Here is a 23128-nt window from a genome sequence, read left to right as displayed (position 1 = left end):
AATTAAATAGGGTTTTGTTCTATACTTAACCATAACCTCGCATCTTTTCAGGGAGTGAAACTATTATGAAAAAATTATTATTAGCATTTTTTTCGTTGATGATACTCAATGTAAGTTCTTACGCCGATAAAATTTTGATTACAGGAAAACCCATTATTTTGGAAAAACAAGGCAATGTTTATTATGTCCCTGCTGATTATAAAACAACAACATCTTATTACTATGTAACCGTAGAGGGTGCGAAGCGAGTCTGTTATATAGAAAAACAACCTTCCTTAACTTCCTTAGATACTTCAACACTTGAAGTGAATTACAATGGCTCCACCTTGACTTGGGTTTGTTATCCATTTGACAAGAATTATTTTGAAACTCCATGAAGTAATTCGGTTAAGTGAGTGCAGAGGAACGTTCTAGTCAGGGTTTTTACGTCATCCTGAGGAGTTTACGGCGCAGGATCTCCTCAATAGGGCATACTGTTCCATAATATCCTATCTCATACAGGATGACGTATCCCTGGAGAACTTATATGAAATGAGAACAAAAGTACTGCAGCCTTGGGTTCCGCTTCATTGCATTGGAAAAATCATTTTTCTTTTGAGGATAAATCAAGTCCATTAACTACCTCTTGTAGCGCTTTTAAATGAATCGGCTTGGTCAACACTTTAGTCATTCCGATACCTAAATTTTTTGATACTACCTCATCTGAGGTACTTGTTGTTAATCCAATAATCGGTATGGGATTTTTCTGTGTTTGTTTTTTCCAGATCGCGAATGCACTGAACCAGATTTTTATCTAAAGTACTTGATATCCCTACATCAGTAATGATTAAGTCAAAATTATTTGTTTCTAACAACTCTAGAGCATGCTCGCCATCAATCGCTGAGTAAAATTGATACCCAGCCTGTTCTACAACATTTTCAATCATATGAAGCGATATAATATTATCTTCTACGAGAAGAATAAGTGGAGAGTCCGCTGCAGTTGCTCCTTGTAGCGCGTTCGTTTGAGCCCCATCATATGAAGGATTGAACTCATCGTACCCAACTTTCATGGTCAGGGTAAAATAGAAAGTAGAGCCTTTTCCAACTTCGCTTTCTAAATGTATTTCGCCACCCAATAGACTTAAGTACTTTTGTGCCACATGAAGTCCAACGCCATAACCGCTGTGCTGGCTTTTATAAGAAGGGATGGCACGAAAGAACCGATCAAAGATTTTGCTCTTTAGTTCTTGCGGTATACCGATTCCTGTATCGATCACACTAAATCGAAGTTGCGTGTAGCTGTTTTCATGGGAAAGGTTTTCTACTTTAATTGTGACTGTACCCGTGTCTGTGAACCTAATTGCATTTCCAACAAGATTTAACAAAACTCGATGTAATTTTGTCCCATCCGTAATCACTGCATTGGGTACTGTATCATCAATTTCAATGTTTAGTTGAATCTTTTTCATTTCCAGGGTTGGTTGAACGAGATGTGCGATATCTTTGATGTTCTTACGTAATTCGAATAATTCTTCGTGGACATCTTGTTCTCGGAGATTATCTGCTTTAACGATTTCCATAACCCCATTAAGTAAATCCAATAATTTCTCACCGCTTTCATGAATCCAACGTGCATATTGTTTTCTTTCAGGATCTTCTGCTTTCTCTTCTAAAAGTCTTGACATCCCCACAATACCACTTAATGGAGTATGAATATCATGGCTCATATTTTCTATAAACTCGGTTTTAGCTTGATTGGCTACTTCAGCGTTTTCTTTTGCACGACGTAAGGCAACTTCCATTTTTTTGCGTTCTGTGATGTCCAGGGAAATACCTAAAACGCCAATAATTTCATTTTTTTGATTGCGTAAAGGAACTTTTTGCGAATAGTAAATGCCCATTCCATTTGCCATGACTGCATATTCTTCCGCAGTATGGGGTATGCCTGTTTCCATGACTAATGTATTGAGTTTATTTAATTCTTCTGCCTGATCTTTCCATGGCATATCATAATTAGTTTTCCCTACAATATCTTTTCTTGACTGCAGCCGTGCGCTGGCCGCTTGTGCATCGTTACAACCTAAAAATACATTATTCTTATCTAACCAATAAACGTGTCCTGGCATTAAGGCAATGATATTTTCATAATAATCATGAACCGCCTGTAATTCATTTTTAAATGTTAATCTTTCTTCTTCTAGAGAAAGATTTAATCGAGCGATTTCCTCGTTCTTTTGATTAATAATCTTTTGTAATTCTTGTATTTTTTCAGAATCCATTTTTCACCACTTTTTAAAATGAACTTAACAATGAAAATCAGGGTCATTATTAAGTAAAATTTTGTTTACCTAAGTTGCTTGGACAGATGTTCATGGACTAATTTACAACACGCTGAAAAAAAGTCCTCTAAATATTCTGTTCTTAATAAAATGTTAATGAGAATATTATAAACTATTTGCCGAAGAAATGGTTATTTTTTTTTTCAAAATGAATTATACTATGGCTATAATTTTAGTCGAATAATTCAAGGTTATTAGAGTTTAGAAAACCATACTATTTATAGTACGCGGTAATATCGAATATAAAATATAAGTCGGTTCATGAAATGGTTAGCGTACTGATGTGATAGAAATAAGCGCTAAGGAATATTTAGATGACAAAAGTTAGAGGCCCCAAAGACGGTAAGATTGTTACTGCTAGTTTTGATTCAATCGATAAAAAAAATAATAGTAAAAGTTTTTTCCCCACATTAAAGACTACAAAAAACTTAGTTCTTTTAAGTATTAGAGGAAATGAGTATTGTACAGGGGAGTATTTGGCGGCTATTGTGAATGAAGCAGTAGCGATGCATCAAACGCCTAACAATAACTCGGGAACACAGGGTAAGACAACGTTCTTAATTGCTGATGAAATATACTGGCATAATCTCAAGAAGTCATCTGATGATGAGCGGGATGAGCTTAAACAACAAGCCCGAGGATTGGGTGAGTCGTATTTCGAAAGAAATTTAGCTGCTTTTTTAGCTCCTTTGAATATTACTCCAGAAGCTTTTAAACGCGAATATTCTAATAAATCGATGGATGAACAAATTGAGATTATCAATCAACTCGCGGTAACACAAGGAAAAAATTTTGAGATAATGCGTTGGCAGACCTGGGAATCGCAAAATGACTTTAAGAAAACATTAGAAGAAATCCTGCCTCTTTATAACTCTCTAGATGGTCTTAAGATACCTATTGAGCAAGCTGCGGCCGATTTTGCTAAGCGTCATCTCGAACAAGGAGAAAGTGATGAGCTGTGGCATGTTCGCTCTCGAAACTATCTTGCTGAAGAAAGTCCTTCTATTATGTTGTTAGCGGCCTCCCTAGGTTATAATTTCATTACTTACCCAGGTAATATTTTACCTCCATTTAAAGCAACAAAAGAATTCTTTGTTGTTGAAAATCATGTTCCTCATATTGAAAAGGGTCGGAATATTCAAGAAGAGTGTTACCATGATAAACACAGCATTCACGTTCCACAACCCCATAAACTTGTCAATTGGCTGGAAGTGAATTTTAAAAGAAGCCATGATTTAACTGTTACAAGTGAAAAAACTGAAAAAAATGAAAAACCTAAAAAAGATAAAAAAACGAAAAATGCTGAGAAAATAATCAATCTAGGAAAGGTTGAGAAAGCTGAGGCACTTGACGAAGTTGATGAAGTTGAGGATGTTGAGGATGTTGCAACACAAAAAGAATCTGAGAACGTTGAAATATCTCAGCCGGTTGTCATACCGATGAAGACCGATAAGTTAAGTGACCTGGTTACTTTTTTCTCTCCTAGGAAACATAGCTCTACTCCTCAATCCTCGGTTTATCATTCGAGATTATCGAGCTCCAGAGATGAAGGAGTTTTAGTGATGGAGCTTTCTAGTGGAAAAGAAAGCCCCCTCCAACGTGTATTCCCAAAAGGAACTAGAGAAGAACCCTCTTCTGCACTACCTACAGGAGTTGGCCTTGCTGTTTATAATGAATCTCTGGCAAGGAAGAAAAAATCAGAACAGGAATATAAAGCATCTCCTCTCAGTCAAATATTTCAGGGTATTACTCAAGGAGTTATGTCAACAGATCTTCCTATGTCGGAGAAAATTGGTTTTTTGACCGAGCTTGTTGACAAGTTTATGGAGCGGGAGCGCCATTATCATAAAGGAGCTACAGATACTAGTCTTTCGTTATCGATGTAAAAAATTCCAAGCCCATATCAATACGAGATATGGGCTTTTTTATATTGTTCAAATGATTTCACAGTTTGATAAAGGAAATTAAATTATTTAAGCAGATCAGGGTTAAAAACCTTGCCATTGACGAAAATTTTTTGGTTTTCTAATTTAAACGTGAAGACATAATCAGCACCTTCAATCTTTAAAAAACCTTGACTCACTAAGTCCTGCAATATTTTATCTGCTTTTTTATCCGCATCGTTATCCGGATTTGTTAAAATTTGTGTCGGGCTCGTTGTGGATGCTGGCGAAGTCACTGGATTGGCTTGAGTATCATTGGGTGACGATTCGTTTTTAAGTGAAGCGATCAGAAGTGTTTTTACCGTCGCCATCGGGGCTTTAAAGGAGCCTTCACCTTGTAGTTTTTGCATGATCTGAGATAAATCATTGTTCTCATTTTTTGGCAGAGTTATTTTAAAATTTCCTGCAATTTTCCCTTCCGGTAAATTTAAAGTCATTTCAGAAAGTTCTATGACGGCTCCTTTAGCAAGGAGCTGAGGTAATTCATTCACGAATGCAAGTGAGATCATATTGGGATCACTATTATTTTGCATCATGTTGAATTCTTGTTGATTGATTTTTGCCGCAACAATGGGATCCAGATTTCTAATACTTAAATGTATCATTCCTGGTCCGTAGTTTTGATTATTAGCAAATAATTTTTGTAATGACAGTTTAAAATCAATGTCCAATGCTTCATGACTCACATCGGAGCGCGCTAGAAAGTTAAGGCTGGTGAGTTCAAATAACGGGGTGCCAGCTAGATTGATTGCTATAGTAGGAATATCAAAGCGCGAATGGCCTAACCACAACCAGTCATGGTAACGTTTTAATTTAAAATCATAGGTCATTCCACCGACTTTAAAGATCACATTACTCTGTGTGTTCGCAGGGTTATTGGCGGATCCACTTAATCCTAATAATTCTAAATTACCCTCAATACGGTCAAGATTAGAAGAAACGCTAAGTAAGGAAGTTAATCCCTCCCAAGAGAGTTGAAAATCTCCTTCATTTTGACCAATTTTGCCTTCTATGGCTAAAGAGGGCAGCGTGTACCTGAATATGGTTCTATTAAGGTAATTAATAAATGCTTCATAATGCGTTTCAGGTTGAGTTGTAATGACTCCTATTCCAAAACGTAGGCCATAGTTTGTAACTATAAAAGGTCCATGCTTGATGAGAATGGGTATATCTATATCAAAATCAACGGGTGGTTCTGTTTTGGCGACCCCATTTTTATCCGCTGTAGTTTGCGCAGGAATATGCATCTTGATTGATATAATCGCATGAGATGAAAACCAGCCGTTGTGGTAGTCGTGAAGACGGACATTAAATGCGGAAGATTTAGGTATCGAATTTATATTTTTATTTAAAGTACTTTTAATTGTGAGACCAATGGCATAATAAGCCACCAGAATAAGTACTACCAGTAATACAAAGAAACCAGTCCATTTTTTCATAAGTTTTCTATTTAAATTCCCTTTAATATTATGTAGCCTAAAAAATTTATTTTGTAAAATGAATGGATAGGTTCCATTTAAGAAACAGGCATTAAGAATTTGGATGATGACTCTGTAAAAATTCTATCAGCAATAAAGACCAGGTTATTCTGGCCTGAATGTTTAATGATTGAAGGTAAACGAATTACAAATTGATTCTGAAATTTCTTTTGGAATTGATTGTATCAAAGGAGTTGATTGCATAAAGAATGAATGGCGCATCATCTGTCTCATATAGTGCTGATAGCCTGCGGACTCTATTACATTTTTTTGAAAATCTTTTAGATGAGGTAACTTAAATTGACAACCTTGTTCTAGCATATCGTTGAATCGTGGATCCTCAATACTGGAATATAATCCTCCTAATTCTTCCCATAATTTTGGGGTAAGTTCTTTTTTTATTGCTTGCCAGATAGGTTTTAAATCGTTCTCAAGGAGTAAAAAGAGGTGCATTAACTTCTTATATTGTTCAGCTGTCTGAGGTTTGGTTAAAGGCTCCAGATGGCTCATTACTACCTGCTCAATAATTTTATCCCTTCGCGCCGAGACAGCCAAAGTTAAGGCTTTTTCCAGTGGCAAGAATTCATTATATTGTGGTTCGTAAACCAGTACTTCACCAGTCTCAAACTCATAGAACCAGCCATGAATTGTGAGTTCTTTACGACTCAGTTTTTCAGCAATGATTGGATATGATTTTAAATGGTCCATCTGAGCCAAAACATTAAGCATAGTGGCTTGTCGTACTTTTAAAGCGAAATTATCGTTATAGGATTCTTTCGAGTCATTGATTCTTTTCAAGACAGAATGTGAATGATTAAGCCATGAGGCCACTGCAGGATGATATGCCTCTGGATTAGGAGATAAAAGTCCTTTCATCGCGCCACAATGTGAGTGGCCACAAATAATGATGTCTTTGATGCTATGAAGTTCACTTAGGGCAAACATCAGCGCTGCTGCTTCGCTTGAAGGAACATGAGCGGGTGGAATAATATTCCCTACATTGCGGATGAAAAATAAATCACCAGGTTTCGTTTGTGTCAAAAGATTTGGCAACAGGCGTGAATCCGAACAAGTAATAAATAGAATTTCAGGGTCTTGTCCTAAACTCAATCGCTGAAAAATATCCTTCATTTGTTTAAACGATTCATCTTGAAATTGACGAACTCCAAGCATCAATTTAATTAACATTGGACGCTCCTTGTAAAGTGGATAAGAGATTGCTGCACCCGTGTGAGAACGGATACCACGCCTCTTTAAGGTAAGGCATTATTTCATAATCGTCAATTTTATAACAAAACTGTAAAGAATGCTCGGGGGGAATTTTGGATATTTTGTAAATACATACTATTATCTTAATAATTGATAAATAATTAAGGGTGAGATGGATTTCCCGGGCATTACGAGCGAGCAAATAGAAAATAAGCTTATAACCGAAGCATATAAAAAATTTTATGTTTTAATTATTGCTGATTTTTTTGCAACTATAATTTTTGCCGCTCTTGTTTGGCCTCAGGTTAATAATAAGCTTCCAATTGTTATATGGGTCTTGTTGATGTTCATATTCAATCATCTACTGAGAAGTTTATTTTTATTTCATTATTATCGTCGAAAAAAGCAGGATGGGTTATTTCACCCATCTTTTTGGAAAAAATATTTTATAGCGAATAATTTCCAATCGGGTATTTTATGGGCTTTAGGAGGATCGCTGTTCCTCTATATCGATGATCCGATGCATCGCATGGCAATTTTTGTTTATCTCGTTGGTCTTCTTTCAGCACCTGCGCCTAAATTGTTGACTATTCACAGCGCCTACATCGCTTTTATGATACCCATTTCGTTGTTCTTGATGTTTTTATCGGTATCTATTGCTCCCTCACTATCATTGATTTTACTGATGGCGGTATTGCTTTTTGTGGTTACAGTGCTCTATGCCACGACACAAGTAAATCAATTTTTAACGAAATCAATTTACCTGGAAATATACAGCTCAAATCTTTTATCTGATTTAAGACGCAGTGAAGAGAGCTTCCGCAATACTATTGAAAATGCACCAATTGGCATGGCCATTGTTTCACCTGAAGGAAAATGTATTCATGCCAATCGTACACTGCAAGAAATCTTGGGTTACAGTGATGAAGAATTACTTAAAAAAAATATGCTGGAAATTACGTATCCTGATGACGTCTCGATGACTCGAGATGCCATGAATAAACTTCTCCAAGGCAAATTGCGTATTTCACATATGGAAAAACGTTATATTCGAAAGGACGGAAGTATTATCTGGGGGATGGTCAGCTCGAGTCTAATCCGTGATGAACAGGGAGAGCCAATCAATTTTATTATGCAAATGAAGGATGTAAGTGATCGCATACAAAATGAAGAAAAAATGCGACAGTTGAATGAAAAAACGATGGAAATGTTAAATGAATTGAAGCTGCTAGAACATGATGAAAGTTTATTAAATAAATTGAACCGCTCACTACAAATTTGCATTACCGCAGAAGAAGCTTACCCACGAATCCATTTAATTGCTCAAGATTTATTTGCTGACTTAAGTGGGGGGTTATCAATTTACAATAAAACGATCATGCAAATGGAAACAGTAGTTCAGTGGGGAAAAGAACAATTATTACCTGATATATTCTTGCCTATGGATTGCTTTTCAATCCGTGAGGCCGCCACTAATGTAGTGGATGATCCCAATAAATCAGTGCCTTGTGCCCATTATAATACCCCCCCTCAAGGTGGATATATGGCGTTACCGCTTTTGGTACAAAATGAGTTGATAGGTGTTATCCATCTCATCGCACCAAAAGACAGAAAGTTAACACGCCATCAACAAGACATGGCCAATTCCTTTGGAAATATTGTCAAGCTTGCCATTGCTAATATTAACCTGCGCGTATCATTGAGCGAGTTGTCATTACATGATCCATTAACCAATTTATACAATCGACGTTATTTAAATGACATTTTGTCACGGGAATTAATTCGAATTGCTCGGGAAAAAAAGACATTATGCGTTGCGATGTTGGATATCGATAATTTCAAGAAATTTAATGATACTTACAGTCATTTAGCGGGCGATGAGATACTCAAAGCCATAGGAAAGTTGTTAAAAGACAGTCTCCGTGAAACGGACATTTCTGTACGTTTCGGTGGAGAAGAGTTTGTTATCGTCTTGTTGAACACTACCTTAAACAATGCTGTGAGTAAAATGGAAGAGCTTCGTGAAAAGATAAAAAATATATCAATTTACTTTAAAGGCAATCCGTTGAATCACATTACTATTTCAATCGGTGTTGCAGAAGCACTAAAACATGGTGCTTCTATTGATGAAATAATAAAGGCTGCGGATCTTGCACTTTATGCTGCAAAACTGGCAGGCAAAGATAGAGTAATCGCTTACAGCCATAATAAATGATTCTATGTTTTCCAGTTTTGAGCATAAGGTTTTAATAATTAGCGAATCCTTTTCATATTCATAGAATTAGGTATTGATTCTTGAAGCTCCTCCCAATAAGTTTGTATAAGAAGCTCTTTTATTTCCGGACTTGGAAGTCTGGTTATTGCTCCACTGGTTAATTTTTCTCCGATAAAGTCGATTATGTTGTTTATCGCTTCTTGAATTTTATCTTTATCATCCATTAAAAGACATTCTAATTGAATGGTTAATTCTTCTATTGCCTGATAAAAACGATTTTTTGCTCCTGATAATTGGATCGATGTTGGTATAGGGCTTGGAGGTTTACTGAAGTGCTGATATGAACCAATCAACGGTTGGTGGTTGGAGGATAACTCCTTTAATTTTTCAATAGCCCTATGATGCTCAGGATCTATTTTAATTACGTGTTGATAGAGATCGAAAGCTAATACAATCGCATTTTGTTTTTGAATTCCATCAGCCCTAAATCTACAAAAGAAATCTGCTATAAGAGACACTATGTTCGCTAAAAATCTCGGCTGGTTCGAGTGAGTGACTATTTTTTTTAATGCCAATTGCAGGGCGCGACTATAAGGCATTTCATCCCCTAATTGTTGAGAGGGATATGAAGAGGGAGCAAAAAATCCCTGTTGTACGACGAGACCATAGGGTTGAGTCACTCTGACCCGGCTTGTTGAATCATTTTGCATCATGAATGGATATAAAGGTCCCAGGTTCGTTAATAAAGAAGGAGGGGTATCCTGATTCTGATGAGGCTGAGAGTCAACAAGCATATCACTTGCGAGGTCTGTAAAAGAATCTCCCGTGTTAAATCCATCTATGCTTAAATCAACCAGTGATTGATCCATGCTTGTCTCTTCATTCTCCGAGGCATTCAATTGATCATCATATTCGTTTTCCTCTTCCTCTTGAGGGATTAATTGAATTAAAGCACGCAAGTCATCCAAAATGTCATTTTCTTTTTCTTCCTCATCGAGTTTGGTATAAAGGGTTTGACACTCGTGGGTCAGGGCATCGACATTCTGGCCATTAACAAGAGCTATTCTTACAACGTAACTAAGTAGCTCGAGTTTCTCCAGGGCTGATTCAATGGTCAACTCCAAGAGTTTCTGCTTATCAATATATTCGGACATCATTTGAAGGCTATCCCTATTTCCGGTTTCTTTATATTGACGTTCAAGTAAGTTTAAATAGCCTAGACTACTGGGTAGGTAAGGATGTCCTTCTATTTTTATCTGAAAATCAATCGCTCTATTCATCCACTGAACCGCTTTTGATAGTGCATCTTGGGATTCAATAAGCGTCGTTTGCTCCTTTTCATCGAGTTGATCGACTAACGCATCACTTACTTCCTCGCAAACTGTTGCAAGCAATTTATTAACGCGCCTGACTACTTGATCTTTATTACTATTGGACTGAGATAGTCCTATAACATGTTCTTTATAAACCAATTCCATTTCATGCACCATACTGGGAATATCATCCCAATAATGAGCCACAGCATCGAAGTTCAAATTATCTGCCTCACGACGGATGAGCATCAGTTTGGTATGCACTATTTCCGAAAGTACATAAACTAAAGCATCATAAAAATCGTTATGTCGAGAACCATTAGAAGCAGCATGAAATTGCAAAGTTTTTAATGCTTCTGAATAATGCTTATATGCCTCTTCATATTTTTGTTCGTTGTAAGCTGCATCGCCTTGTTGTTGTCTAAAGGTATTAAAATAAAATCCCATGATGATTGCCTGAAAAAAAAGACTATTGTAGCTAAGGGATTTTTTTATTCAATAAGTAAATATATATTGCAGCTATCAATATAGGGGTAGCAATACATTACATATTTTGAAATCATGAAAAGATAAAGTAATTATTTTAGCAAAGAGATCATCATGTTATTTACTGAGCTATTGCATAAGAAAAGCGCACCTTCTGCGGTGCAGGGACGAATTTACTTTCGTTCAGACAGCAGACCACCTGAGCTCATTTTTAAAGAAGGCTTCGTTCCAAGAATCAAAGCTTATGGTAAGGATTGGTGGAAAGAGGCAATTAAGTCTCGAGGATACATTAATGATCGAGGAATTGATGATAAAGCGGTTGATGCAGATCCTGCGGTATGCATTTGCATGAGCACCAAAATTGAAAGCGCAGCTATTTTTCCGCTCGATAATGAAGAGACTTATATCTATGCTATTGCGCTTCCAGATTTTACCCAAATAGAATATGTTGGATCGGGGGATGGAGAAGTGCATTTATCACGAACGCAAGATACTCCAACTGACAATAAAGAAATTGTGGTTGATTTAAATGAACTGCAAACGGTGCAAACAAGAAATATTAATGATTTTTTTAAGTCCTCAATGACGCTGAGTGCGGGTTGGCCACTTCATGCCTATGAAGCAATCGCTTTTCAAGTGTTGCCCAGCTCGATTATCTGCGCCATTAAATGCACCAGAAAAATGGCAGAAGAGCAATTGAGTAGTGCCTCTGTAGATAAAAAAATCACGCTTCATGGTGATATTATGCAGAATTTAAATTTTTGTGACGCACAAATATTGAAAGTAGGGGCAGCACATCATCTACGTTATACGACGATTGATTACAGTTTACAAAGAACTCAGGCAATACAACAACTGACTGAATTGAAAAAAATGAATGATATCAAAACACCTAATCGGCACTATGGATTTGGAGGCAAAACTTTTTAGTTGCTCTCGCGCTCCTTGACATCAAGGATGTAGGTAGACCCTATTTTGAACCATTCATCACCTGAATGAAAATGCGCTTAGCAAGACGTCTCAAAGGGACATGATTGGTATTGGTGAGAATGATAATACTTACCTTATCATCAAGATGACGCTCTATCCAACTACTATATCCTCTTATCGCCCCATTTTTAAATGCAATCCGTTTGCCATCAATTGAGGCAATTTGCCATCCTAAAGACCAAGCCCAATTTTTATGACCTGCAGGTTGACCATCGTTCAAAAAAATGGGTGTCCACATTTGCTGGTACGCCGCTGGGGTTAATATTTTTCCTGCAGACATCGCATTGTCCCATTTTGCCATATCACTGATGTTCGACACGATCCCACCTGAACCTCCCATTTGTTGCCATGGTTTTTGATTCGGGCTGGGAATCATTTTGCCAGCTCCTGATCGATATCCGGTTGCTAAATTTGCAGGAAAGAGTGCATTAGGCAAGCCTGTGTCGTTCATTCCCAAAGGGTTAAAAAGGGTATTGGAAAAGTAATTGATTAACGTTTGATGGCTTACATTTTCAATGACTCGCCCTAATACAGCAAAGGCAAAATTATTATAAGTAATTGCCGATCCCGGTTGAAACTGCATGGGCTTTTTAGCCAGGTTGTTCCAAACTTTAATCCATGGGAGATGGGGGCCACGATGCTGGGGAATACCGCTAGAGTGCGACAGCAATTGTCGAATAGTGACATTCCGCCATTTCTGTGGTGCTTTGGGTACATAGTCCAAGACGGAGTGATTTAGATTCACTTTCCCTTCCTGTACTAAAGTCATAAGTGCAAAAGCAGTGATCACTTTGGAAACGGAGCCGATACCAAATAAGGTCTTGGTGTTAACCGGATCTTTAGTTTCGATATTGGCATAGCCATATCCTTTGATAAGAAATGGTTTACCGTCTTTGAGTACTGCTAATGCTAATCCAGGGACATGGTGATGCTGCATAAAAACAGTAACTGTTTGATTAATTTTTTGTTTAACTGCTTCTGGACTCGCGTTGGCAAACTTTAAGGGAAAGAAGAGTGTGAAACAAAGAAAAAATATCAAATTTTTTTTAAGCATACTCAATTTGTACCTGGCTGTGTTACGAAAGACTTAAGGATAGAAACAAATTCTTCCTTGGTTTAAGAAGTACCAAAAAGATATTTTGATACTTCTCACTAATTACATGTTACGAGATATAGGAAAATTTTGGATCATCACTATGATCAGCTAAATAAGGTTTTTGAACAATCTCTGCAATTGTTGCTACATCATCTTGCATAATATCCGTTGCACAATAATTAATTGTGTATTTGGTTAACATCCTTGAATCTATTTTATTAAGGAAGGGGTGCTCATCACCTGCAACTTCAGATGCTAAAGCTGTAATTTGACTCGAACGACTTTGAGCATCTCGTACGAAGCTGCTTGCAATTGGTTGATCTTTTTTAATCTGAGATTGATAATATCCTAAAATTACTCCCAGACCTTCTTTTACTTTACAAACGTCGCCATATAAAGTTGGATAAGGTTTACCTTCAGCCACAGCTGTTTGAAGTCTATTAATGCGAGCCTCCAAATCGATGATAAATGCTTGATTATCGGGTACAGTTGAGTTTGGAAGAGCATGAGAAGTCAAAACACTTTTCCTGATACTTACTAATTGCTTAAAATTAAAAAAAATACTCTGAATATCATCTAGATCATACGAGCAGCTTAATATATCAAAAGCTTCTTGACTGGTTTTAGGAATAGGTTGTTGTTTAAAAAGTTTCATTTGCATGTTGTTATCTCACTTATAAATGCTTGTAAATTAATCAAGTGGATCAATAATACATCATTTTGTGTGGATTGGTCAAGTTTATTCCCAATTGTTATTTATTTGCTCATACTGGTTCGGTAATAAATGATGAAGGAGCAACGACGAGAATTGAGTCATCTGCCTATTAATAGAATAAATTATTCCGTTTGGTAGCTTATTTGCGGGGTGTCGTCATAATGGGTGTATCGGGCCTTAGCCCGACACTTTTGAAATGTTCTTATCTAAAAATTTAAAATTTTTATCCTACTCAAATCCCTATTTTAAAAAGGATTTGATAATTGGCAACCCAAGCCAAAACACCCCATACTGCTGGGAGGAGGATTTTGACAGGTTACTGGCCCAAAAGTAATTGAAGATGGGGATGCAGTAACGGCGGTGGCTGTAGTGGTACACGATTGTCCACTTGTCGCTGAAGAAACTGTAATTTGAGCCCCTTGATAAACCAGGAATTGCGGCCATGGAGTTACCGAACTGATATTGGGCGATAGGCCAGAATTAGCCGGTATTGTCGCATTTATTGTTGGATGTTGTCCTGATGGATAGGTAATTTGCACCGTAAACGAGGCTTGAGTCGGCGGGGTAGTCCCAAATATGGAGAGTAGAGTACCGTTAGTAAATCCCTGACATCCCGTAGCGGACACTATCGTATTGTTGGGAACCAGTCCTGCGCCTTTTTGATTACAACCCGAGTCAAACAGACCATAATTTTGCTCTGCTGTAGGACCTGCTTTTGCGGGTTCATCATAGGCCTCAAATGCAAGAACTCCTATATTATATCCGGATGTTTGTAGAAAATTACTGGTACCGAGTTGATAAAGCGTTTGGAAATAGGCAGACGCATTAGCCACGGACGGAGCACATGGGCCTGGGGAATTACATGCATACCCCGTGGTAGTTCCTGCTGTTGCCCAGCCTGTTTCTGCTGATAATAAGACACGACCAGCAGTGTAAAATGGTTGAGGATTAGCTGCCGGTAAAGCAGGAGGTGTTGTTGAACCGACAACCTGGATGTAATCCCAGGCGAGTGAATTAGTGGGTTGGACTGTTGAACTTAATGGTGGCGTCCATACCGCAGCGGTTGCTGGGGATACCCCGAATTGAAATGGATATGGGTCGAAGGCTAATGGAGCAGTTGGCGAATAAGAGTTAATCAGTGTTTGCATATCCGCAGAAATTGCCGGGCTCGGGGTAACTAAACTTCCACTAAGGACTGCGGAACCTACCGGAGTTGTCACTCCCTGTGCGGCCAGTGTCGCTTGCAGAGTCGACACCGCGGTCGTTAAATAAGTCACATTGGAAGTTCCCGTGCATGGTGGAACGGTATTGCCCGCATTACAATAGTTTTCATGGCCAGCAAAGACAAGAATGACTGTATTGTTGAACACGGCAGGAGTAACTGCTTGAATAACCGCATTTAATGTGGCTTGTGCACAGGGAATATAATTTTGCGCACCTAATGGACACCCTGGATAATTGGTGTCGCTAGGGAGTTGCGGAATCACCGCCTCATAAATCACCTTCATCCCTAAAGCATTGGCTTGGTTAATAATATCTATCCAACTATAGGGCTCTGTTTGATAGGATCGCACGGTGGTAAACCCTGCATTTTGCAATTGTTGTAGCTCTGCATACACATTAGTTGCTGCAGGGTTATTGAGTGTCCCAGTATAAAAAACATCATGAAAATTAAAGGGATAGTTATTGGTATAGTGGTTAGGATTATAATCAACACCGATGAGTTGATTGAATGAAACGGATTGTATGCTGGTTGATGTACTGAGCGTATTGGAACTTAGGTTACCAATTAATTGAGCTGCCAACGTAAATGAGCCATTAGTTGGTGCATTGAAAATACCCGTAATACTGCATTGCCCGCCGCTTGCCAAAGTTCCAGTTGTGCCTGAGGGAATGCAGCTGTTGCTCGTTATTAAGAAATTGGGGTGGTTTGGATTGTTATTTTGAGTGATTTGCTGAGTAAAACTGACTGTTGATGCATCATAATTGGTAAACGTAAAGGTTACTGTATAGTTCGTATTTGCAAATCCTTGGCTTGGCAAAGGTTGTGCTGAAGGAAAGTTGGCGGTACCGAGAAGACCAGCGGGACTGCTTGTAGCAAGGGTTGTTAATGCAGGTTGAACGTGCACCACATTATTGTCATACCCACCGTATGCCACCATGACGGTTTTCCTGCCAATGCTATTTGGCGTTAAAGTAATGCTGTAGGTACAGCTTTCTTTAGGCTGTAATTTTTTACCTGTGCATTGATCCTGGTATTTAAATTCGGCTTCACGAGCAGTGCATTCTTGAGTTGCAGAGGCGCAAAGCATTGGTGTCACCTGAAATGGTTTTTTAAATGCAAAGGGAAGATTATTCGTAAAAGTATAGGTCGCCGTGACACTGCCACCTAGTGTGGAAATTTGTGTTGGGAACGGTTTATCTAAAGAATGAAGAATAGGATTACCTGCAATGGCCTGATTCAACATCAAAAATAAAGTATTTGCCATTATGAATTGATTCATTTTACTCTAATGTCCTTTTTTAGTAGTAATAAACTCAAAATAAGAAATAACATTGAAAATATTCTTATTTATGAAACGTATTTTTCTTTTTACAAAGATTGTTTCTTACAAATTTAATTTTCAACAGGGAAACAATACTAAATAATGTCATCCGAATTTACCACATTTATATTTTTCAAAGAGTGAATTAAAGGGATAAAATAGTTTCTATTTATCTGTTAAATTTGGGAAGCGAAAAATAAAATGCCTCTAAAATGATCTATGTGTTATTATTTGCGCCTTTTTGTTAGCAGAAGGGTGTTTTATGGGGCAAGAAAAAAAAGAAAAAAAGACGCTTTGGGATGCTTATGCTTTTAGTATGAGTTATACAGGATTTACTACGTTAATAGGGCATCCAGCGGAACGATTGAAAGTTGCAATTCAAACCAATCTTTCTCAAAGTCCTTATTCAGTAACCAAACAATTTTTGGGGGCAAATTTAAACCATTTTTCCACAGGTTTTTTATCTTGCGTTGTTCGTCAACAAGGAAAAGTAATATACCGACCTCTCCTGATTACTCATATGCCAAAGGAGGTTGATAAATTGCAATTTCCTATGGTGGTTGGAAGTTTAGTCAAAGCCTCCATTGCGAGTACTTTTGATACCTTAGTTGTTAGTCCGCTTGAGAATATTAAAACAGTACAAATGAAAACTATTGCGAGTCAGAATAAACCAGTAACTCCAATTCAAGCGATGAAGAGCATTTATCAGCAAAGAGGATTATCCGGTTTTTTTGTCGGAAGTGGCGCAACACAGGCAAAAGCATTTCCAAGTTGGTTTTATTTATTCATGACCTACCATGCAATTAAAACCAGGCGTGAAAAACAAACGTTCCTATCAACGATTTTTTGGGCAACCGCTGCTTCAGCACCGGTAACTTTTGCAACCACACCCCTTGATGTGATTAAGAGCAACCAACAGGCTTGTACTAATCAAACCAAGCAAACCATTGGGGAGGTCGCATCACAAATCTATAAGAATCATGGCATCAGTGCTTTTTTTAAAGGGTTTAATTGTCGACTGGTTCACAAGTCATTGTCGACAGCAGGTGCTTATATGATTTTAGATATCGCACATAAGATGTAATACCTTATTCATGATAAAAAATGAGGACAGGTTTAACTGTCCTCAAAAAAGATAGCCTAAGATAAATTTATAGTTTCTCAATATCATTATTTGTTCTAGAAAAGTTTTTCTGCAGCTCATGTTCATTAGATGATGGATTTTTTATATGACTGTTCTACAATAAAACCAAAAGAGGTGATGAATTGATGAATAAAGCAAAACATGATGAAAAAGAGGCGTTTAAAGTTGTTGAACAGTTTAATCATTTAAATGCTTCACGGGCGCCAATCTCCGATTTTTTAACGATTGTTGATCCAGAAAATTTAATTATTACTTTGCGTGGCAGTGATATAGTTTTTAAGGGGATTGCGGGTTTTGCTGATCACCAGATAGGCAAACTCATCTATTTTGATCAAAAATTTGAATGTGAACTCATTAAAAGCGAAGCTCAAGACGATCAAATTACTTTGAGTACAAAAGGAGTTTGGTATGCTCGAATTTGGCAATCACCGGCAGCTTACAGTCAACAACTCATCGCGGATTTAACGCATACATGGATTTTAAAAAAAACCAAACAAGGAACCTATATTATTGTCATCCACATTTGTGAACATTTTAAATATAGAGACGGATTTTCGCCTCGTGATGTGGCTGAAGATTTTCATCTTACTTTAAAATAATAGGAACTTTTGCAATGAACTTTATAAAAACGTATCCAAGTTAGTTTATTGATATTTATATAATTTTATGCTTAGATGCTCCAAGCCGTCTTACGATCATGGGTGTTATAACAACTACCGACCATTCTTTATTTCAACCACTCTTTTATTATAATCGATAACTTTTTGGTGCAAGGAGCATTAATTGAAAAGATATCCTTTTTTTTTCATTTTATCTTTAAATATTCTAAGTTTTAGTGCCATTGCCGGTACTGATTCTATCAATTCAGTATCGACAGTTAGCCCTTTATGGACCTTTTCATCAGATGTAAATTTTCCACCTAAGTTGACTGTGAGTCCAACAGGTACTGCTTTAGTGAAATACACCATTACCAATCAATCAAAAAAAACACATACCTTAATCATGAATTCTATTGTCGGTATCAACCAGATCACCTCAGGTACAGGAAATTGCAACAGTCCTTTTACATTACGCTCTAAACAATCATGTACCTTGACGTTGCAAGTGAATGGCAGTGACTTAACCGGCAACATATCTGGAGGTCCAGTCGTTTGTAATCAAGGCAATCGCTTGCAGTGTTATCAACCCAATGCTCCAGAGATTTTGAATATTATTAAAGGAAGTGCAACGGTATTGTATGTTAACGGCAATAAAGCAACTAATGGGAATGGAAGTAACTGGGCCAATGCATTTAATAATTTAGAGTCCGCACTCGAAGCTGCTGACGCAGACCCAGGTGCTGTCGAAATTTGGTTGGCGAAAGGAGTTTATAAGCCTTCTCGAGTATATGCTCCACAAGGAATAATTGGTGGTGCTTATGGCGTTAATACCCCTAAGCTAAGAACCTTTGAGTTACCGAGTGATACCGCAATATATGGAGGATTTTCCGGGGTTGAAACGGAACGGGCACAAAGAAATGCAACACTTCATCCTACAATTTTATGTGGGGATATGACGTCAACCTGTCTTACACCCTATGTACCTGTTAGTAGCAATGATAGAGTGTGGCATGTGCTTATGGCCGGAAGTGATGTTCCTCCTGGCGCAGGAGTGAAAAATGTTAAGCTTGACGGCCTCATTATTAGAGGTGGCTATGCAAACGGTCCAGATAATGGAGTTTTGGGAACTCATAATATACTTGAGAGTTTAGACTATGAGCATGCTGCGGGCGGGGGGCTTTTGGCACGCTATGGCTCAACAGTTGAACTCAATCATGTGGTTTTTGAGCAAAATATCAGTGATGGCGTTAATGCAACAGTATCGGAAATTCTTGCTGGAGAATTTCTCGTACTGGCTTCAGGTGGGGGTGCTGTAGCAGCTATAGATACGGATACTGCAATTCATATCAAAAAATCCAGATTTGTTAATAACAGTGCCTTATTTCCAGGGGGAAGTGGGGGCGCTTTGGAAAATTTAATTGACGCTGCTTATACTATCACTTCAAGCGAATTCGAACAAAATATTGCTTTTCGTAATGGTGGCGCGATTCGTAGTAAAGATGCAGGTGATGTTATTATTTCAGCAAGTCAATTCAAAAATAACGTACTCAATGGACCAGTTCCAGATGCAAGTGGGGGGGCTGTTGGTGTGATCAATACCAATTTATCAGTCTCTGATAGCACTTTTATGCAAAATTTAACGACTCTTACAGGTTTTGGGGGTGGAGCTATTTTTTTTCACATCCCTTTTAATGATGGGACCCCTTATTTTTTAAATGTTGGGAACTCCAAGTTTACAAGTAATGTTGCCGCTGCATTTGGGGGAGGTGCTATTAATGTTTTTGGAATCCTTCCTAATCCAGGTTCACAAGCTAAGATTATGAACTCTGAATTTAACAACAATACTGGAGGTGTTGGTGGGGCAATTTACTTGGATTCGATTGCAACAGCAGTAACCGGATCGACATTTCTCGATAATAAAGCACAGTTGGAAGGTGGGGGAATCTTTGCCTCAAATTATGGGAATGCCATATTTAATTCTTCAATTCAGACACAAGCGCAAATTTCTAATAACAAATTTCTAGATAATGCCATTATAGGAGTTCCTGCAGGTGCAGTTTCACCTTTATTTTTCTTTAACTTAGTTGCCAATATTTTTAGTGCCGGAAGTTCTACGGTAACCGCTATGGCACCTGGAGGTGGTGCAATTGCAGTGGAGTTTTCTGGGAACACTCAAATTTTTGATAATCTTTTTACCGGAAATACAGCCTTGAAAAAGCCAATGGAAGAAGATAATCGAGGAGGGGCAATATTAGTTGGGGGTAGTGTAGGAACTCCATTCGCTGTGAACCTCGCTCATTCTTGTGTTGCTTCGAATGAATTTTTTGACAACAATGCAGATATAGGGGATAACCTTGCACTTTACAATCCAGCAAATATACCAGGGGGCGTAACTGTTGATACCTGTTTCGTTCCCGTAAAAAAATAAAAACGTACTATGCATTGAATCAATCAGTTTAAGCATACAAGGAGTTGAGATGAGAAAACAGTCTTATTTATTAGGATTATTAGCGAGCCTTTTAAGTAGTAGTGGAGTAGCGGGAACCATGGGTGAACCTATTTCCCGCTTTAATTACGTTGCTGCATTAAGTATTGGTCCAGTATGGCCGACTGGTGGTGAGACCCAAACCTTTTTTTTGGCCCCTGATATTGAAAAAACTTATGATGCTGACGATACCAACAACGCTCTTGCAGATTTTGAAGTGTTTTTGGGCTTGCAACGGTCAATCACTCCTAAACTTTTGGGACAATTAGGCTTCGCCGTTGCTGCAACCACTAATGCTCGTCTTTCAGGGGACATTTGGGATGATGCCGATCCCGAATTTGACAACTACACTTACAATTATAAAATCCAGCATTCTCATATTGCATTAAAAGGAAAGTTATTGGCAGATATGGGATTCATCGTGATGCCTTGGGTGAGTGGCAGTATTGGTGTGGGTTTTAATGACGCTCATGCATTTAACAATGAGCCCAAAATTTTTGAGGCTATAGAAAATCCGGATTTTACATCCCATACCCAAACAGCATTTACATATACTGTGGGAGCGGGAGTACAAAAAGCATTGAATCAGAATTGGCAAGTTGGAGTGGGGTATGAATTTGCTGATTGGGGTAAAAGTCGTCTGGGGCGTGCCCCGGATCAAACAATGGGGGATGGTCTAACCCTAAATCACTTCTATACGAATGGGGTCATGTTTAACCTGACTTATGTTGCATAAGATGTATCGCATTTGTTTAGGCCTCATGCACCGAAAAGGTGTATTTGGCCCATCTTGGGCGAAATTGATACTTTAATTTACTGATAAGAAGAGTTTTAAAAGGCACTGAGTCGCTTTACCAAGACTACAACTAATTCAATTGATGCGTATTATCTGATTGATTACTTAAAAAGTGTAATTCGATTTGTTTATAAAATGATTTATAGAGTTTGTTGTGATTTTCCCCAAGTAATGTATGAAAAATTCCTTTTTTGGGTTTAATTTTGCTGTCTAGCATCGATAGTAACAATTCAATATCATTTTTTTCAAGAGATGTTTCTTTAGTGAGGTATGCATTTAAATGAGATAACAATTTATGATAATCCATTTTCTGGTCTATGAGACTAGATAATCGAAAATAGTGAGTTAAGAGGCTATGGGTTTTATCAAGAGTTTCTTTTTTAAATGCCGGTTGAAAATGCACATCAGAAAGCCTGGAATCAACTTCAGATTGTATGACTTCAAGAGAAAGACGCTTAAATGCCTCTTCTAAGTCTGCCTCGGATTGAATCGTCGTCTCAAATTGCTGCGATAAGGCTTGTCGTTTTTCAGGATGATTTATAAAACATCGTATGAGCTCATCTAAATGATAAGGAATTCGAACGACATTGATTGTGGCACAGTCCCCAACAGTACGACTTTTTAAATCGCGCATCACTACAGCAAGTGGAATCTCGATATTTTCAAAATAAACTATCCCATCATTTAAACCTTGCTTAAACAAAATGCTTTTTAAGGTATCAGCTATTTTGGGATTACTTGTTTTATCTAAGTAAGCGAATACTTCACTGATGGTTGTTATCGATTTTTCTTGAAAGTGTTGTTCTTCGAGTTCAAGAAGTAATTCTACTAAGATTTGTCTGCGTTGTAAGCTTTGGGACATCGCGTGAGTGGTTATGATTTGAGCTATATCGAATGAAGAAGGGTATGGAGAATCACCTAATTGGTCAAATAAGGCTTCGAATGAATGGGCAGCAATATTGATATCACGGTATTGTTCTGTTTCAGAAGTCAAATGGGAGGCCAACTCTCCCCATATACCATCCGTCATCGAAATGACAATATCACCTTCATTTAACTCAAGTTTTTTGTGGATTAGAGCGCGATCTTTATTAGTAGGTGATGCAAACATTTGTACAGATGATGGAGACCATGCATTAAATCCCCGATAAACATGGCGTGCATTTAGGGTGTGTTTGATATGAAATTGCTTATCTAGAACAATAATTAATCCATCGCCAATATTTGCAAATTCACCAGAGTATTTTTTTCCTTGCTCGTATTTATAGGTAAACGCTGCCATAGATGCATGAGCACGCTCTTTATTGGTTCTATCCCTTGCAGAAGTTAATTTGCCAATTGAAACGAGAGCTGTATCTATATGTTCATCACTATCCAAAAATGCTTCACACGTTGCCAGAGATACTCTATGTATCTCCTCATCTTCTTGTTGATCTCCAGCGCCTCCACCCAAGCCGTCGGTGACTGCAATGCGTGCACCGTTAATAACACCATTCTTGTCAGTAGTAATGGATGCGCCCGAACTATCAAGAATCTTATCACATTCTATATCGTGATCCTGATGAGCTAAGCTTGAGCCGATAAGAATTGTACTGTTATGACTTTGATTTACCGAATAAAATCTTTCTGATAAAAAACGAGACAATTTTTTAGAGCGATCTTGTGCCACTGAATATGAAAAAATAACTTTCTTGTTGGTGATAATTTTATCTCTCATAGCATTACTCTTCATTAATCAATATGGGTAGCTCAAATCATAATAAACCATCTTTGGAGATAGTGGTTACTAGCA

16 protein-coding genes are annotated in these 23128 nt (G+C 37.8%); 8 read left to right on the top strand and 8 right to left on the bottom strand.

Going from position 1 to position 23128, the window contains the following annotated elements:
* The first annotated feature begins 65 nt into the window (after window positions 1–65).
* Window positions 66–377, top strand: coding sequence for a hypothetical protein (locus EL022_RS13920; RefSeq protein WP_028379998.1), 312 nt, complete (start codon window positions 66–68; stop codon window positions 375–377).
* Between the two features lie 321 nt (window positions 378–698).
* Here the strand turns inward: EL022_RS13920 and EL022_RS13915 are convergent, their stop codons facing one another.
* Window positions 699–2261: an ATP-binding protein gene (locus EL022_RS13915; protein ID WP_241972189.1), complete on the bottom strand. Its 1563-nt coding sequence runs from the start codon at window positions 2259–2261 to the stop codon at window positions 699–701.
* Between the two features lie 374 nt (window positions 2262–2635).
* Between EL022_RS13915 and EL022_RS13910 the strand changes: the two genes are divergently transcribed.
* Entirely contained in the window at window positions 2636–4207 is a 1572-nt protein-coding gene (locus tag EL022_RS13910; protein WP_051544396.1) for a hypothetical protein, read from the top strand.
* Window positions 4208–4290: 83 nt separating this feature from the next.
* On the opposite strand, the gene EL022_RS13905 is transcribed toward EL022_RS13910, so the two are convergent.
* Together EL022_RS13905 and EL022_RS13900 are read right to left on the bottom strand one after the other, a co-directional pair.
* The gene (locus EL022_RS13905) at window positions 4291–5703 is read right to left on the bottom strand and encodes a YdgA family protein (protein ID WP_028380000.1); all 1413 of its coding nucleotides are present in this window, start codon (window positions 5701–5703) and stop codon (window positions 4291–4293) included.
* Window positions 5704–5865: 162 nt separating this feature from the next.
* Window positions 5866–6930: a carbonic anhydrase gene (locus EL022_RS13900; protein WP_028380001.1), complete on the bottom strand. Its 1065-nt coding sequence runs from the start codon at window positions 6928–6930 to the stop codon at window positions 5866–5868.
* Between the two features lie 193 nt (window positions 6931–7123).
* Between EL022_RS13900 and EL022_RS13895 the strand changes: the two genes are divergently transcribed.
* Entirely contained in the window at window positions 7124–9166 is a 2043-nt protein-coding gene (locus EL022_RS13895) for a GGDEF domain-containing protein (RefSeq protein WP_028380002.1), read from the top strand.
* 38 nt (window positions 9167–9204) lie between these two features.
* Here EL022_RS13895 and EL022_RS13890 read toward each other — a convergent pair whose 3' ends face one another.
* Window positions 9205–10926 (bottom strand): hypothetical protein, encoded by a 1722-nt coding sequence (locus EL022_RS13890; protein ID WP_028380003.1) that lies wholly within the window; start codon window positions 10924–10926, stop codon window positions 9205–9207.
* Between the two features lie 153 nt (window positions 10927–11079).
* Between EL022_RS13890 and EL022_RS13885 the strand changes: the two genes are divergently transcribed.
* Window positions 11080–11895 (top strand): hypothetical protein, encoded by an 816-nt coding sequence (locus EL022_RS13885; RefSeq protein WP_028380004.1) that lies wholly within the window; start codon window positions 11080–11082, stop codon window positions 11893–11895.
* 40 nt (window positions 11896–11935) lie between these two features.
* Here EL022_RS13885 and EL022_RS13880 read toward each other — a convergent pair whose 3' ends face one another.
* From EL022_RS13880 to EL022_RS13870, 3 genes are all read right to left on the bottom strand, one after another.
* Window positions 11936–13009, bottom strand: a complete 1074-nt coding sequence (locus EL022_RS13880) for a serine hydrolase domain-containing protein (protein WP_028380005.1) — start codon at window positions 13007–13009, stop codon at window positions 11936–11938.
* A 109-nt stretch (window positions 13010–13118) separates the two neighbouring features.
* A complete protein-coding gene (locus EL022_RS13875; RefSeq protein ID WP_028380006.1) occupies window positions 13119–13712 on the bottom strand; it encodes a hypothetical protein in 594 nt (197 codons plus the stop codon).
* A 299-nt stretch (window positions 13713–14011) separates the two neighbouring features.
* Window positions 14012–16270 (bottom strand): hypothetical protein, encoded by a 2259-nt coding sequence (locus EL022_RS13870; protein WP_028380007.1) that lies wholly within the window; start codon window positions 16268–16270, stop codon window positions 14012–14014.
* Between the two features lie 304 nt (window positions 16271–16574).
* Here EL022_RS13870 and EL022_RS13865 point away from each other — a divergent pair, with 304 nt between their 5' ends.
* The 4 genes from EL022_RS13865 to EL022_RS13850 all read left to right on the top strand — a co-directional run bounded on the left by EL022_RS13865 (window position 16575) and on the right by EL022_RS13850 (window position 21276).
* Entirely contained in the window at window positions 16575–17396 is an 822-nt protein-coding gene (locus EL022_RS13865) for an MC/SLC25 family protein (RefSeq protein WP_028380008.1), read from the top strand.
* A gap of 185 nt (window positions 17397–17581) precedes the next feature.
* Entirely contained in the window at window positions 17582–18055 is a 474-nt protein-coding gene (locus EL022_RS13860; protein WP_028380009.1) for a hypothetical protein, read from the top strand.
* Between the two features lie 184 nt (window positions 18056–18239).
* Window positions 18240–20483, top strand: coding sequence for a hypothetical protein (locus tag EL022_RS13855; protein ID WP_028380010.1), 2244 nt, complete (start codon window positions 18240–18242; stop codon window positions 20481–20483).
* Between the two features lie 49 nt (window positions 20484–20532).
* Window positions 20533–21276: an outer membrane protein gene (locus EL022_RS13850; protein WP_028380011.1), complete on the top strand. Its 744-nt coding sequence runs from the start codon at window positions 20533–20535 to the stop codon at window positions 21274–21276.
* Between the two features lie 130 nt (window positions 21277–21406).
* Here the strand turns inward: EL022_RS13850 and EL022_RS13845 are convergent, their stop codons facing one another.
* Complete coding sequence (locus EL022_RS13845) at window positions 21407–23053, bottom strand: hypothetical protein (RefSeq protein ID WP_028380012.1); 1647 nt, start codon at window positions 23051–23053, stop codon at window positions 21407–21409.
* Between the last annotated feature and the right edge of the window lie 75 nt (window positions 23054–23128).

It is taken from the genome of Legionella cherrii (genome assembly GCF_900635815.1).
GTDB classification, from domain to species: Bacteria; Pseudomonadota; Gammaproteobacteria; order Legionellales; family Legionellaceae; genus Legionella; species Legionella cherrii.
The sequence above is the reverse complement of the archived record's forward strand: the minus strand, read 5'-3'. Positions and strand labels throughout refer to the sequence as shown.

Coding starts and splice junctions, on each gene's coding strand:
- EL022_RS13920 (WP_028379998.1), top strand. CDS start 66: ATGAAAAAATTATTATTAGCATTTTTTTCGTTGATGATACTCAATGTA.
- EL022_RS13915 (WP_241972189.1), bottom strand. CDS start 2,261: ATGGATTCTGAAAAAATACAAGAATTACAAAAGATTATTAATCAAAAG.
- EL022_RS13910 (WP_051544396.1), top strand. CDS start 2,636: ATGACAAAAGTTAGAGGCCCCAAAGACGGTAAGATTGTTACTGCTAGT.
- EL022_RS13905 (WP_028380000.1), bottom strand. CDS start 5,703: ATGAAAAAATGGACTGGTTTCTTTGTATTACTGGTAGTACTTATTCTG.
- EL022_RS13900 (WP_028380001.1), bottom strand. CDS start 6,930: ATGTTAATTAAATTGATGCTTGGAGTTCGTCAATTTCAAGATGAATCG.
- EL022_RS13895 (WP_028380002.1), top strand. CDS start 7,124: ATGGATTTCCCGGGCATTACGAGCGAGCAAATAGAAAATAAGCTTATA.
- EL022_RS13890 (WP_028380003.1), bottom strand. CDS start 10,926: ATGGGATTTTATTTTAATACCTTTAGACAACAACAAGGCGATGCAGCT.
- EL022_RS13885 (WP_028380004.1), top strand. CDS start 11,080: ATGTTATTTACTGAGCTATTGCATAAGAAAAGCGCACCTTCTGCGGTG.
- EL022_RS13880 (WP_028380005.1), bottom strand. CDS start 13,009: ATGCTTAAAAAAAATTTGATATTTTTTCTTTGTTTCACACTCTTCTTT.
- EL022_RS13875 (WP_028380006.1), bottom strand. CDS start 13,712: ATGCAAATGAAACTTTTTAAACAACAACCTATTCCTAAAACCAGTCAA.
- EL022_RS13870 (WP_028380007.1), bottom strand. CDS start 16,270: ATGAATCAATTCATAATGGCAAATACTTTATTTTTGATGTTGAATCAG.
- EL022_RS13865 (WP_028380008.1), top strand. CDS start 16,575: ATGGGGCAAGAAAAAAAAGAAAAAAAGACGCTTTGGGATGCTTATGCT.
- EL022_RS13860 (WP_028380009.1), top strand. CDS start 17,582: ATGAATAAAGCAAAACATGATGAAAAAGAGGCGTTTAAAGTTGTTGAA.
- EL022_RS13850 (WP_028380011.1), top strand. CDS start 20,533: ATGAGAAAACAGTCTTATTTATTAGGATTATTAGCGAGCCTTTTAAGT.
- EL022_RS13845 (WP_028380012.1), bottom strand. CDS start 23,053: ATGAGAGATAAAATTATCACCAACAAGAAAGTTATTTTTTCATATTCA.